Source organism: Curtobacterium sp. UNCCL17 (assembly GCF_000686685.1).
Taxonomy (GTDB): Bacteria; Actinomycetota; Actinomycetes; order Actinomycetales; family Microbacteriaceae; genus Curtobacterium; species Curtobacterium flaccumfaciens.
This window is the reverse complement of record NZ_KK366001.1, coordinates 283,030-296,162: the sequence shown is the minus strand read 5'-3', so window position 1 is coordinate 296,162 and position 13,133 is coordinate 283,030. Positions and strand designations below refer to the sequence as shown.

Here is a 13,133-nt window from a genome sequence, read left to right as displayed (position 1 = left end):
GCGAGAGCGGGCGTACCTGGCGGAATCGGGCGTACCTGGGCAGAAGTTCTGTGGCAGTACGCCCGAAAGCACCAGGCACCGCGCCCGCCAGGGGAAGGACCGGGCGTAGCGGGCGGAAACGGGCGTACCTGGTCAGAACGGGGCGTACCGGGCCGAACCGGGTGTACCTAGCGCGACCGGGCGTACCCGGGCAGAAGTTCTGTGGCGGTATGCCCGAAAGCACCAGGCAACGCGCGCGCAAGGGGAAGGACCGGGCGTACCTGATCAGAACGGGCGTACCTGGCGTGACCGGGCATACGTGGGCAGAACGGGCATACTCGGGCGGAAGTTCTGTAGCAGTACGCCCGAAAGCACCAGGTACCGCGCGCGCCAGGGGAAGGACCGGGCGTACCTGGCAGAACCGGGCAGACCTGGCAGAACCGGGCATGACTGGCGGGACCGGGCGTACCTGGCGGAACCGGGCATACCTGGGCAGAACGGGCATACCTGGGCAGAAGTTCTGTGGCAGTACGCCCGGAAGCACCAGGTGCCGCGCGGGTCAGGCGGGGACGGAGACCTTCGTCTCGTGCTTCCAGAACCCGGAGAACGTGATGCGCGACTTCGGCAGACCCGCACGGTGCAGGTGGCGGCGGCCCTCCGTTGCGAGGCGCGACTCCCCCACGACGAACGCGTAGCCCTGGTCGTCGGACGGCACGTGCCGCTGCAGTTCGGCGAGGGCGCCACTGCCGGGGACGGCGCCTGACTGCCGGACGATCCACGTCACCTGCACGCCCGTGGGGGCGTCGAGGTCGCGGATGTCGGCGGCGGTCGGGACCTCTTGGATGATGCGGCCGACGGTGTCGCGCGGCAACGAGGCTGCGATGCCGACGACGCCGGGCAGGCCGGTCTCCTCGGCGGCGACGATGACCTCGCTGGTGCCGGCGGGGACATCGAAGATGCAGCCTTGATCGAGCATCGCGAGTTCCTCGCCGGGACGTGCGGCACAGGCCCAGATCGCGGCGCGGCCCTCGAGCTCGCCGCGGTGGTCCAGGTGCACGACGAAGTCGATGTCGAGCTCGGCGGTGCCGTCGGCGAGCAGGCGGTACGCGGCGACCGTGTAGTTCGCGCAGTGGGGGCGGATGTCCTCGGGGATGCCGAGGAACGTCGGCCACCACTTCTTGCCGTCCAGGTCGGGCATCCGGAAGGCGTCCTGGTCGGGGCGCCGGACGAACAGGCGGAACCAGTGGTCGAAGCCGAGGTAGCCGAACTCGTGCAGGTCGTCCCCGGTGACGGTGACGCGCTGCATCGAGGGGGTCACCCGCTGGGTCCGGAGGACACGGGCGCGGAAGAGCCGGGGGTTCGTCGGCAGGAGCCGCGGGGTCTTCGCCATGAGGCAAGGCTAACCTAAGATGACTTCCGTGCCAGCCCCCAATCCCGTTCTGGCTTCCGGTCCGGAGGCCCCCGAACCCGACGCGTCCCGAGCCCGAGCAGGCGATGCGTCCCGCGCCCTCGGCGTCCACCGGACCGCGATGCGGCGGCGGACCGCGGTGATCATCGGACTCGTCGTCGCCCTGGTGCTCGTCGCCGTGGCGAGCATGCTGCTGGGCAGCAACCGCATCGGTGTCGCCGAGGTGTGGGCAGGGCTCACACGCTCCGGGTCGAGCACCGACGAGGCGATCGTGTGGGGCTCCCGCATCCCGCGCACGCTGATCGGTGCTGCGGTCGGTGCGGCTCTCGGCATCGCCGGACTCCTCATGCAGGGACACACCCGCAACCCGCTCGCCGACCCCGGCCTGTTCGGCGTCTCGTCGGGAGCGGGGCTCGCGGTGGTGCTCGGCGTCTACGTGTTCGGGGTGACGAGCACGAGCGCGACCGTCTGGTTCGCCCTGGTCGGGGCCCTGGTCGCCAGCGTCGTCGTCTTCTCGGTGACCATCGCCGGCAGCGGCACGGCCAGTCCGGTTCCGCTCGCCCTCGCCGGGGCCGCGGTGTCGGCACTGCTCGCCGCCCTGACCTCCTTCGTCGTGCTGACCGACCAGGCCTCGCTCGACGCGTACCGGCTCTGGGTCGTCGGATCGCTCGCCGCACGACAGCTCGACATCCTCGGGGCGGTGTGGCCGTTCCTGGCCGCCGGGCTCGTGCTCGCGGTGCTGAACGTCCGCGCCCTCGACGCCCTCGGGCTCGGGTCCGAGCTGGCGAAGGGGCTCGGCGAGAACGTGCTCGTCGCCCGGCTCGTCGGCCTGGGCGGGATCACGCTGCTCGCCGCCGGCGCCACCGCTGCTGCCGGCCCGATCGGCTTCGTCGGCCTGACCGTGCCGCACGTCGCCCGCGCGCTCGTCGGCACCGGACACCGCTGGACCCTGCCGGTCTCCGGTCTGGTCGGCGCCGCCCTCGTGCTGCTCGCCGACGTCATCGGTCGCCTGATCGGCGGGTTCTCCGAGGTCGAGGTCGGCATCGTGCTCGCCGTCATCGGCGGGCCCGTGTTCGTCGCCGTGGCCCGTCGCCGATCCCTGGTGTCACTGTGAGCGGGGCAGCGGTGCGCAGCACCGGCAGCACGCCCGGCAGCACCGGCAGCACGCCCGGAAGCACGCCCGAGACCACCACGCCGGGCACGCCCGCCCCTGCTGCCCACGCCCCCGGCCGCGCCGGCATCCGCATCGGCCCCGTCGGCCTCGCCTGGCGCCCCCGGGTGTTCTGGTACACCGTCGGATCGCTCGCCACCGTCCTGGTGCTCATCGTGATCGGGACGGCGGTCGGCTCGACGTGGATCGCTCCCGGGGTCGTCATCCGGTCCCTGCTCGGCCTGGAGTCCGGGCCGGACGCCTTCATCATCACCACCCTGCGCCTGCCCCGCGTGCTCACCGGCGCACTCGTCGGCCTGACGCTCGGGGTCGCCGGCGCGCTCACCCAGACCTTCACCCGCAATCCCCTCGGCACCCCGGACATCATCGGTGTCACCGCGGGCGCGAGTGTCGGTGCGGTCGCGGCCATCGTGCTCGGCGGCGGGACGTACTCGGTCTCGTCCCTGCTGCTCGGTGGCGGGATCCCCGTGGCTGCCACGATCGGCGCCCTGGTCGCTGCGGTCCTGGTGTACGGCCTGGGCTGGCGCGGCGGTGTGCAGAGCTACCGGCTCGTGCTGGTCGGCATCGGCGTGAGCGCGACGCTCGACGCCGTGACGAGCTACCTGCTCGTCCGCGCGAAGATCACCGTCGCCACCGCGGCGTCGCAGTGGCTCGTCGGCAGCCTGTCGAGCACCTCGTGGGAGAGCGTCTGGCCGCTGCTCGTGGTGGCCGTCGTCGCGGTGCCGATCGCACTGGCGACGAGTGCGGCGCTCGGCATCGGGCAGCTCGGCGACGAGGTCGCGACGGGCGTCGGTCTCGGCGTCCAGCGGCACCGGCTGCTCGTCATCGCGCTCGCGGTCGTGCTGACCGCCGCCGCCGTGGCCGCCGCGGGGCCGGTCGGCTTCGTCGCGTTCGTCGTGCCGCAGGTCGGGCTCCGGCTCGCCGGCACGAACCGGCCGCCGCTGCTGCTCGCCGGTGCCCTCGGCGCCGTGCTCGTGCTCGCCGCCGACCTGCTGTCCCGTTCCGCGTTCCCGTGGCAGGTGCCGGTCGGCATCATCACCACCGTGATCGGGGCGCCGTACCTGATCTGGCTCCTCGTCCGTCACCGCAAGGAGATGTCCCGATGACAACACCGCACCAGCACGAGCACCAGCAGCAGAACCAGCAGCACCAGCAGCAGCACCAGCACCAGCACCACACCCCCGTCCTCGAAGCCACGGCCCTGTCCGTCGGCTACGACCGCCAGCCCGTGCTGCGCGACCTGGACCTGCGCATCGAACGCGGCACGGTCACGACGTTCCTCGGCGCGAACGGCTGCGGCAAGTCGACGCTGCTCAAGGCGTTCGGCCGCGTGCTCAAGCCGCAGGCCGGCGAGGTCCTGCTCGACGGCACCCCGATACGCAGGGAACCGAACCGCCAGGTCGCCCGCAAGCTCGCGATCCTGCCGCAGTCCCCCGTCGCCCCCGCTGGCACCAGCGTCCTCGACCTGGTGATGCGCGGCCGGAACCCGCACCAGTCGTGGGCGAAGCCGTGGACCGCCGAGGACGCGGCCGTCGCCGAAGAGGCCATCGCCGCCACCGGTCTGACCGAGGTGGCGCACCGCGACGTCACGAGCCTGTCCGGCGGGCAGCGCCAGCGCGCCTGGATCGCCATGGTCGTCGCACAGCAGGCCCAGACGCTCCTGCTCGACGAGCCGACGACCTACCTGGACCTCGTGCACCAGCTCGAGGTCCTGCGGCTCGTCCGGCGGCTGAACCGCGAGCAGGGTTCGACGATCGTGATGGTGCTGCACGACCTGTCGCTCGCGGCGCGGTACTCCGACCGGCTCGTGGTGCTGCACGACGGCGGGGTCGTGGCCGACGGCACACCCCACGACGTCCTCACCCCGGCACTGCTCGAGCAGGCTTTCGGTCTGCACGCCCGGGTGTTCGCCGACCCGGTGACCGGTGCGCCGATGATCGTGCCCGAGGCGGACGAGCACGACCCCGTGCCGAGTGCCCCGACGGAGCACACGGCCCCGAGCGCCCCGACCGAGCACACGGTCCCGACGAAAACCGAAGACGTGCTGGCGAGTGCTGCGAACTTAGGTTAGCCTCTCCTAACGTGAAGACCTCCCGACGTGGCCACCTGCGCGCCGCCCTCCTGACCTCCGTGACCGTCTCGGCACTCCTCCTGACCGGCTGCTCGAGCACCGGCAACTCGAACGACTCCGACTCCGACGGCGGCACCGCCGCGTCGAAGGCGTGGTCGTACGAGGACGCCACGGGCGCCACCGTGAAGGTCGACCACACGCCGAAGCGCGTCGTCGTGCTGAACGACATCGCCCTGTCGTTCATCGAGTACGGCCTGAAGCCCGTCGGCACCTTCGGGCAGCTGACGATGGCGAAGGACGCCCGCTTCGAGGGCCTGGACACCGACGGCATCACGCAGCTCGGCACCGCCTACGGCGACATCGACCTCGAGAAGCTCGCCGCGCTCAAGCCCGACCTCGTCGTCACGTCGGTCTACCCGACCGACGCCAAGGGCACGCTCGACACGAAGCAGCCCGGCTACGGCTTCAAGGACACGGCGCAGGAGAAGCAGATCGAGGCCATCGCGCCGGTCGTCCAGGTGAAGTGGGGCGGCAAGGGCGAGGACGTCATCGAGAAGATCGCGGAACTGTCCGAGTCCCTCGGCGCGAAGGAGTCGACGGTCGACGCCGCCGAGAAGCGCTTCGACACCGCGGCCGACGAGCTCGAGAAGGTCTCCAAGGAGAAGGACCTGTCGGTCGTCTCGATGTACGCCGACGGTGACGGCGCCTACGTCACCCGCCCGACCGACGAGCCGTCGCTGCAGATGTACGCGTCGTACGGGGTCGACTTCGTCAACCCGAAGCCCGAGGGCTTCTACTGGGGCATCTACTCGTGGGAGAACGCCGGCCAGATCACCGGTGACGTGCTGCTGCTGTCGCAGCAGGGCTACCAGGTCGCCGACCTGGAGAAGCAGCCGACCTTCGCCGACAACGCCGCGCTCGAGGCGGGGCAGGTCCACAGCTGGACGTTCCCGGCCCTCGACTACGCGTCGCAGGCCGACTACATGACCAAGCTCGCGGGTTGGCTCGAGGACAGCAAGAAGCTGTCCTAGGACCCACGCCCACGGCGGCCTGGAGGCGCGGTGCCAGCTGGCACCGCGCCTCCAGGCCGTTCGTGGTCCCGTTCCGGGCCGCAAGCCGACCGCGTCCGGACCGCCGCGCTACGATCCGGGCATGACCCCGCTCGCGCCACGTGTGCTGCACATCCTCTGCACGGCGTTCCTCGTCGTGGCGTTCCTGGCCTCGTTCATCGGTGGGTACGCGAACGCGAACGACTCCGGCGAGGGCGGCGCGAACATCGGTGCCGGTGCCCTGATGTCCTTCGGTGCACTCGCCGGCGCGGTCGGCATCGGGCTCGGCGTCACGGCGCTCGTCTCCGGCCTCGTCGCCGCCCGGCGCGGCGCAGCCTGACCACCGGTCGCGCGCCGTTCCGGACATCACGGTCGCGGTGGTGGCGGGATCGCCGGGGCCGGAGGATCATCGGCCCATGGAGTACTCGACGGCGATGCTCACCGAGGAGACGTGGCCCGACTTCGCCGCGCTCGTGACCCGCAGCAACGGCGTGTGGGGCGGGTGCTGGTGCATCGGTTTCCACCCCGACGGTCCACGCGGGACGCCCGACCCGACGGTGTCCCACCAGGAGGCGAAGCGCCGACACGTGCGGAACGGCACGAACCACCAGGTGCTCGTCTACGCCGACGGCACGGCGGTCGGCTGGTGCCAGTTCGGGCGGCCGGTGGAGCTGCCGACGATCCTGAACCCCGGCGCCTACGCCCGGGATGCCCAGGCGCCGCCGGACTGGCGGATCGGCTGCGTGTTCGTCGAGTCCCGGCACCGCGGTCAGGGGGTCGCACGCGCCGCGGTCACGACCGTGCTCGAGGAGATCCGGCGGGCGGGTGGCGGGACCGTCGAGGCCTACCCGGAGCAGACGGTCGAGCGGAAGCCGCAGCGCGGGGCCTACCTGCACACCGGACCGGAAGAACTGTTCACGCAGTTCGGGTTCGTGCGCGACCGCCGCATCGCCAAGTGGCGGTGGGTGATGCGCACGACGGTGTGACCGGCGTGCCCGCTCGACGCCGCACTGCCAGGCCGGCGCGCGTACCGTTGGCACCGTGACACGCACCGCTCCGGTACGACCGCACCGCCTCGCCCTCATCGGCGCCGCCGTGGCCCTGGTGATCGGGGTCGGACTGCTCTTCACCCCTTGGGACGGGCCGGTCATCGTGCTCGCCTGGGCGCTCATCGTCGCCGCGGTCGTGCTCGGCGCCATCACGTTGTTCTTCGTGCGGGCTCCCCGCAGCTAGTGCCCCACCGGGGGCACTTGTCCCCTTTTCTCCCGACTGTCCGAGCGCGGCAACGGGTCTACGGTCTGTCCCGTGCGGCAACGACGCCGCACGATGACGAATCGAGCATCATGCAACGACGGATGAAGCGAATCCTCGCGCTCGCCCTGAGCGTCGGTGTCGTGGGGGCACTGGCTCCGGCGATCTCGGCCCAGGCAGTCGCCACGAGCGACACCCCGGACTTCGGCAGCAACGTGAAGATCTACGACCCCACGGTGCCGGCGTCGACCATCCAGGCCGACGTCGACGCGGCGTTCACCAGCCAGCTCCGCAGCACGACGGCGCAGTTCGGCACGCAGCGGCACGCCTTCCTGTTCAAGCCCGGCAGCTACGGCCGGGTCTGGGCGAACCTCGGCTTCTACACGTCGGTCGCCGGGCTCGGCAAGAACCCCGACGACGTCACGATCAACGGTGCGGTGAACGTCGACTCCGGGTGGAATGCCGGCGACGAGAAGAACGCGACACAGAACTTCTGGCGGTCGGTCGAGAACGTGGCGATCGCGCCCGAGAGCGGAACCGACCGGTGGGCGGTGTCCCAGGCCGCTCCGATGCGCCGCGTCCACGTGAAGGGCAACCTGACGATGGGCCCGTCGAACCAGGACGGTGGGCAGGGGTACTCGTCCGGCGGTTACATCGCCGACACCAGGGTCGACGGCACGGTGACCTCCGGGTCCCAACAGCAGTGGTACACGCGGAACTCGACCATCGGGGCGTGGCAGGGCGGCAACTGGAACATGACCTTCTCCGGGGTCCAGGGCGCCCCGGCGAACGACTTCTCGAAGAGCTACACGACGCTCGCCACCACGCCGACCACACGGGAGAAGCCGTACCTGTACGTGGATTCGTCGAACAAGTACCACGTGTTCGTCCCCTCGCTCAAGCAGAACGCGAGCGGTGTCACGTGGCCGAACACCGCTGGCACCGACCTCCCGATGCGGAACTTCTACGTCGCTCACCCGGGCGACTCGGCCGCCACGATCAACGCCGCTCTGGCGCAGGGCCTCAACCTCTTCTTCACGCCGGGCACGTACCAGCTCGACTCGCCGATCGCCGTCACCAGGGCGGACACCGTCGTGACGGGCATCGGCTTCCCGACCCTCGTCCCCACCAGGGGCAACGCCGTGCTGACGTCGACGGACGTCGCCGGGGTGAACGTGTCGAACCTCGTCGTGGACGCCGGCGCGCAGAACAGCGCACAGCTCGTCCGCCTCGGCAGCGCTGGATCGCACGTCGACCACGCGGGAGATCCGCAGAGCATCCAGGACGTCTTCTTCCGCGTCGGTTCGAGCGTGCAGGGCAGGGCGACGACCACCCTGCAGGTGAACGCCGACGACACACTCATCGACCACATCTGGGCCTGGCGGGCCGACCACGGCGGCGCGCCGACGGGCTGGAACGTCAACACCGGCGCGACCGGGGTCGAGGTGAACGGCAACGACGTGCTCGCCACCGGGCTCTTCGTCGAGCACTACCAGAAGTACGAAGTGCTCTGGAACGGTGAGAACGGCAGGACGATCTTCTTCCAGAACGAGATGCCGTACGACGTCCCGGACAACGCATCCTGGCAGAGTCCGACCGGCGCGGGCTACGCGGCCTACAAGGTGGCGTCCTCGGTCACGAAGCACGAGATCTGGGGCGGCGGCGTCTACGCCTTCTTCAACACGAACCCGTCCGTGCACGCCGACCGGGCGTTCGAGGTCCCGCAGACCGCCGGCGTCCGCGCCCACGGGCTGGTCACGGTCTCGCTCGGCGACACGGGCACCATCTCGAGCATCATCAACGGCGTCGGCGGCGCGGTTCCCACCCCTGCGGGCAACACCGCTCCGAACCGACTCGCGTCGTACAACTGATCGGCACCCGTGGGAGCGGATGCTCCTGACGGTGCGCACGGGAGCGTCCGCTCCTGACGGACGACGGCCGGCTGCTCCACGAGCAGTCGGCCGTCGTCCTGCGATCAGCTGCGCTTCCGGGACGCCGCCGATCGAGGCGGGTTCGCACGCAGGTGCTCCGCCGCTCCCCCGAGGATCCGCGCGAGGTCGTCGACGTCCGCGTCCGACATCGACGCGAACAGCAGGGTGTGCAGCGCCTCGATGTGCCCGGGGAAGACGGCGGCGAGGACGTCACGACCGCCCCGGGTGATCGTCACGACCGTGCTGCGTTCGTCGTCGGGCGAGGGTCCGCGGGTGACCAGCCCACGCTGCTCGAGCAGTTGCGCCTGGTACGTCAACCCGCTGCGGCTGTAGACGACCCCGTCGGCGAGGTCGGTCATGCGCTGCTGCCCGCCCGGTGCGTCACCGAGCCGGGCGAGCAGCTGGAACTGCACGTAGCTCAGGCCGCCCACGTCGCGCAGCTGCCGCTCGACCGCGTGACGCAGCAGGCTGCTCACCTCGGTGAAGGCGAAGTACGCCCCGAGCTGCGTCGGGGTCAGGGAGTTCGGCGCATCGGTCACGGAACCCATCCTACTGATTGCTTCGCGTTCGAAGCAGTGCTAGCGTCTCCGTCAGTTGCTTCGAACTCGAAGCACAACGAGCAACACCGACGAAGGGCACGATCATGCAGGCAGTACGGTTCCACGAGGTCGGCGGTCCCGAGGTGCTCCGCACCGAGGACGTCGAGCAGCCCAACCCGGGCGCCGGGCAGGTGCGACTCCGCGTCGCCGCCTCGGCGTTCAACGCGGCGGACAACGGGATGCGGGGCGGGTTCCTGCCGATCCCGGTCCAGCTGCCGCACGTCCCCGGCTACGACGTGTCCGGCACCGTCGACGCGCTCGGCGACGGCGTCGAGGGGATCGCGGTCGGGGACGCCGTCATCGCGTTCCTGCCGATGGAACGCGACGGCGGGGCGGCCGAGTACGTCGTCGCCCCGGCGGACGCGGTCGTCGCCGCACCGACGAGCGTCCCGCTGCCCGACGCGGCGGCCCTGCCCTCGGTGGCACTCACCGCGTGGCAGGCACTGTTCGACGACGGGCGGCTCGAGGCTGGCCAGCGCGTGCTGGTCACGGGCGCCGGAGGCGTCGTCGGGAAGTACGCGATCCAGCTCGCCGTGCGCGCCGGGGTCCACGTCATCGCGACGGCGAGTCCGCGCAGCATCGAGGCCGTCCGGGCAGCCGGTGCGCACGAGGTGATCGACCACAGCATGACCGACGTCCGCGCCGCCGTGACGGAGCCGGTCGACGTGCTGCTCAACCTCGCCCCGATCGACCCGCAGGACTTCACGGCACTCGTCGACGTCGTGCGCGACGGCGGCGCGGTCGTGAGCACCACGGCGTTCATGGCCACGCCGGGCGACGAGTCCCGCGGGGTCCGGGCGGCGACGGTGTTCGTCCTGCGCAACCGCGAACGCCTGGCGGAGCTGGTGTCCCTGGTCGACGCCGGGGCGCTCACGGTCGAGGTCACCCGGCGCATCCCGCTGGCGGAACTGCCGTCGCTGCACGCCGAGGCGGCCGCGGGACGGATCAGCGGCAAGGTCGTGGTCCTGGCCGGGTGACGGCCGCGCGACCCCGCCGCACCAGCACCACCCGCAGCAGCGCCGGATACGCTCGGCGCATGACGGACCAGGGGTGGTACGAGGACGTGCTCGGAGCACCGTACGAACGGCTCGAACTGCCGCTCGGCACCGACGCCGAGGGACCCGTCGTCGCCACCCTGGTCCGCCGCCGGCACACCCCGACGGACCTGCTGCTGCACGGCCGCGGACCCCTGCACGGGGTCGACGTGCTCTACGTGCACGGCTGGTCCGACTACTTCTTCCAGGTCGAGCTCGCCGAACGCCTCGAGCGGCTCGGTGCCCGGTTCCACGCGCTGGACCTGCGGAAGTACGGTCGGAGCCTGCGCCCGTACCAGACCCCGGGCATGGTCGACGACCTGGCGGTGTACGACGAGGACATCGCCGCGGCGCTCGACGCGATCTCGGCCGAGCACCCCGGCTCGGACCGCCGCCGGCTCGTCCCGATGGGCCACTCCACCGGCGGCCTGACCCTGTCGCTCTGGGCCGCCCGGCACCCGGAGCTCGTGCACGGCCTCGTGCTGAACAGCCCGTGGCTCGAGTTCCAGGCCACCGCGGTCGGCCGGGCCATCGTCGCACCGGTCATCAAGCTCGGTGCCCGGCGGAACCCCCTCGCTCCGATGCCCGCCGTCGACCCCGGCTTCTACACCCGAACCGTCTCGGCCGAGGGCGAGGGGTCGTGGACCTACGAACAGAAGTGGCGGCCGGAGCGCGGCTTCCCCCTGCACCCCGGGTGGCTCGCCGCGGTCTTCGACGGCCAGGCACAGGTCGAGAAGGGCCTCGGCATCGGGGTGCCGACCCTGGTGATGCTGAGCGACAAGAGCATGCTCCAGCCGCGGTGGGACCCCGGGATGGCGCGCGCCGACGTCGCCCTGAACGTCGACACGGTGGCGCACCGCTCGCTCTCCCTCGGCGAGGAGGTCACGGTCCGCCGGCTCGAAGGTGCCCTGCACGACGTGGTGCTGTCCGCGCCGGAGGTGCGGGAACGGGCGTACGACGCCATCGGGCGCTGGGCGACCACCCTCCGCTAGTCCCGCGACGCGTGCGACGCGTGCGACTCAGTCGCTCAGCCCGGCGACCGCGGCACGGGTCGCCGCGGCGACGAGCGCGTCCGACGGCTCCGCACCGGGATCGGCCCGGCTCGTCATCACGACGAGCACGATGGGCTCCTGCCCGGGCGGCGTCACGATCGCGATGTCGTTCCGCACCCCGTAGGACGCCGTGCCGGTCTTGTCGGCGACCTGCCACGACGGGTCCACCCCCGCACGGATCGTCGCGTCGCCGGTCGTGTTGCCGAGCATCGCCTCGCGGAGCACCCGCCGGTCGGCGGCGTCGAGGGCGTCCCCGAGCAGCACGGTCCGGAGGTCCTCCGCGAACCGCTCCGGTGTGGTCGTGTCCCGTCGGTCGCCCGGGGTCGCCTCGTTCAGGTCGGGTTCGACCCGGTCGACATGCGTCGTCCGGTCGCCGATACCGCGCAGCCACCGCTCGACGGCGTCCGGCCCGCCGAGCCGCTCCACCAGCAGGTTCGCCGCGGTGTTGTCGCTGGAGCGGAGCGCGGCGTCGATGAGCTCGCGCACCGTCATCCCGGTGTCGACGTGCTCGCTCGTCACGGGCGCGTACTCGAGCAGATCGCCGCGGTCGTAGTGCACGACGGTCGCCAGGTCGGTGTCGGACGAGGCGTCGAGGACCGCAGCCGCGATGAACACCTTGTTCGTCGACGCGAACGCGAACCGCTCCCCCGCACGGTGCGCGATCGTCCGACCGCTCCCGGTGTCGACGGCGACGACCCCGAGCCGTGCGTCGTACCGCCGTTCCAGCGCCACGAAGGCCCGGGCAGTGGCCGGGTCGGTCGACGGCGCCACGGACTCGGAAGCCGACCCAGAACCAGAAGCCGTTGCAGAAGCCGACGCCGACGACGTCGGCCCGGTCGACGCCCCACCCGGGCCGCCGGAGCACCCCACCAACCCGACCAGCACCAGGGCCGTCAGGGCCGTCAGGGCCGCGGTCGTCGTCCTCGTCCCACCTCGCACACCCCGAGCCTGCCCGATGACCGTGCAACTACCCTGAGCGGCATGCCAGCTCCCGCCGTCCACCTCACCCGCCTGGACCCCACCGGCGCCGACCGCCGGGAGTTGCTCGCGTTCCTGACGTCGGAGGAGTTCCCGTTCCACGTCCGACGCCGCATCAGCGCGGCCGACGCGGCGAGCGCCGTCGACTCCGGTGCCTACCGCGACGACGAGCACGACACCTCCTGGCTCGACCACGACGACCACGGGCGGATCGGTCTGGTCCGCCTCGAGGACCTGGCGGATCCCGTCCCCCTGTTCGACCTGCGCCTGGCCGGTCGGTTCCGGGGTCGGGGCCTCGGGGTCCCCGCCCTGCGTGCGGTGACCGACCACGTGTTCCGGACGATGCCGGCGATCACGCGCTTCGAGGGGCAGACCCGCGAGGACAACACCGCCATGCGCCGGGTCTTCGTCCGTGCCGGTTGGGTGCAGGAGGCCCACTACCGCGAGGCGTGGCCCGTCGACGGCGGCCCGGCCGTCGGGTCGGTCGGCTACGGCGTGCTGCGCCGTGACTGGGAGACGGGCGAGACCACCCCGGTGCCGTGGGACGACGTCGCGCGGTGAGCGGCTGACGGTTCTGGTTCACGATCCTCGGGGTTCGCGAACCGGAACC

14 protein-coding genes are annotated in these 13,133 nt (G+C 71.6%); 11 read left to right on the top strand and 3 right to left on the bottom strand.

Annotated elements, in window-relative coordinates; genetic code table 11:
- Positions 1 to 538: 538 nt before the first annotated feature.
- Complete coding sequence (locus BR70_RS0111250; protein WP_027466144.1) at positions 539 to 1,369, bottom strand: siderophore-interacting protein; 831 nt, start codon at positions 1,367 to 1,369, stop codon at positions 539 to 541.
- 28 nt (positions 1,370 to 1,397) lie between these two features.
- Here BR70_RS0111250 and BR70_RS20640 point away from each other — a divergent pair, with 28 nt between their 5' ends.
- The 8 genes from BR70_RS20640 to BR70_RS0111210 all read left to right on the top strand — a co-directional run bounded on the left by BR70_RS20640 (position 1,398) and on the right by BR70_RS0111210 (position 8,800).
- Positions 1,398 to 2,501, top strand: coding sequence for a FecCD family ABC transporter permease (locus tag BR70_RS20640; protein WP_231495694.1), 1,104 nt, complete (start codon positions 1,398 to 1,400; stop codon positions 2,499 to 2,501).
- A gap of 11 nt (positions 2,502 to 2,512) precedes the next feature.
- On the top strand, positions 2,513 to 3,664 hold the full coding sequence (locus BR70_RS0111240) for a FecCD family ABC transporter permease (protein ID WP_027466143.1): 1,152 nt from the start codon (positions 2,513 to 2,515) through the stop codon (positions 3,662 to 3,664).
- Positions 3,661 to 4,629 carry an ABC transporter ATP-binding protein gene (locus tag BR70_RS20635; RefSeq protein ID WP_027466142.1) on the top strand — a complete coding sequence of 323 codons (969 nt, stop codon included), beginning with the start codon at positions 3,661 to 3,663 and terminating at the stop codon, positions 4,627 to 4,629. Before BR70_RS0111240 ends, BR70_RS20635 begins: the two co-directional genes overlap by 4 nt.
- A gap of 11 nt (positions 4,630 to 4,640) precedes the next feature.
- Complete coding sequence (locus BR70_RS0111230) at positions 4,641 to 5,660, top strand: ABC transporter substrate-binding protein (protein WP_027466141.1); 1,020 nt, start codon at positions 4,641 to 4,643, stop codon at positions 5,658 to 5,660.
- A 121-nt stretch (positions 5,661 to 5,781) separates the two neighbouring features.
- Positions 5,782 to 6,018, top strand: a complete 237-nt coding sequence (locus BR70_RS20630) for a hypothetical protein (protein WP_035808783.1) — start codon at positions 5,782 to 5,784, stop codon at positions 6,016 to 6,018.
- Between the two features lie 76 nt (positions 6,019 to 6,094).
- Positions 6,095 to 6,664, top strand: coding sequence for a GNAT family N-acetyltransferase (locus BR70_RS0111220; protein ID WP_035808780.1), 570 nt, complete (start codon positions 6,095 to 6,097; stop codon positions 6,662 to 6,664).
- Positions 6,665 to 6,719: 55 nt separating this feature from the next.
- Entirely contained in the window at positions 6,720 to 6,911 is a 192-nt protein-coding gene (locus tag BR70_RS0111215; protein WP_027466139.1) for a hypothetical protein, read from the top strand.
- A 122-nt stretch (positions 6,912 to 7,033) separates the two neighbouring features.
- Positions 7,034 to 8,800, top strand: a complete 1,767-nt coding sequence (locus tag BR70_RS0111210) for a hypothetical protein (protein WP_027466138.1) — start codon at positions 7,034 to 7,036, stop codon at positions 8,798 to 8,800.
- Positions 8,801 to 8,904: 104 nt separating this feature from the next.
- On the opposite strand, the gene BR70_RS0111205 is transcribed toward BR70_RS0111210, so the two are convergent.
- Positions 8,905 to 9,408, bottom strand: coding sequence for a MarR family winged helix-turn-helix transcriptional regulator (locus BR70_RS0111205; protein WP_197019645.1), 504 nt, complete (start codon positions 9,406 to 9,408; stop codon positions 8,905 to 8,907).
- 95 nt (positions 9,409 to 9,503) lie between these two features.
- Between BR70_RS0111205 and BR70_RS0111200 the strand changes: the two genes are divergently transcribed.
- Both BR70_RS0111200 and BR70_RS0111195 read left to right on the top strand, forming a co-directional pair.
- Positions 9,504 to 10,436 carry an NADP-dependent oxidoreductase gene (locus BR70_RS0111200; protein WP_027466136.1) on the top strand — a complete coding sequence of 311 codons (933 nt, stop codon included), beginning with the start codon at positions 9,504 to 9,506 and terminating at the stop codon, positions 10,434 to 10,436.
- A 59-nt stretch (positions 10,437 to 10,495) separates the two neighbouring features.
- Entirely contained in the window at positions 10,496 to 11,485 is a 990-nt protein-coding gene (locus tag BR70_RS0111195; protein ID WP_027466135.1) for an alpha/beta hydrolase, read from the top strand.
- Positions 11,486 to 11,512: 27 nt separating this feature from the next.
- Here the strand turns inward: BR70_RS0111195 and bla are convergent, their stop codons facing one another.
- Entirely contained in the window at positions 11,513 to 12,316 is an 804-nt protein-coding gene (gene bla, locus BR70_RS0111190) for a class A beta-lactamase (RefSeq protein WP_231495693.1), read from the bottom strand.
- A 210-nt stretch (positions 12,317 to 12,526) separates the two neighbouring features.
- Between bla and BR70_RS0111185 the strand changes: the two genes are divergently transcribed.
- On the top strand, positions 12,527 to 13,084 hold the full coding sequence (locus BR70_RS0111185) for a GNAT family N-acetyltransferase (protein ID WP_027466133.1): 558 nt from the start codon (positions 12,527 to 12,529) through the stop codon (positions 13,082 to 13,084).
- The last annotated feature ends 49 nt before the right edge of the window (positions 13,085 to 13,133 follow it).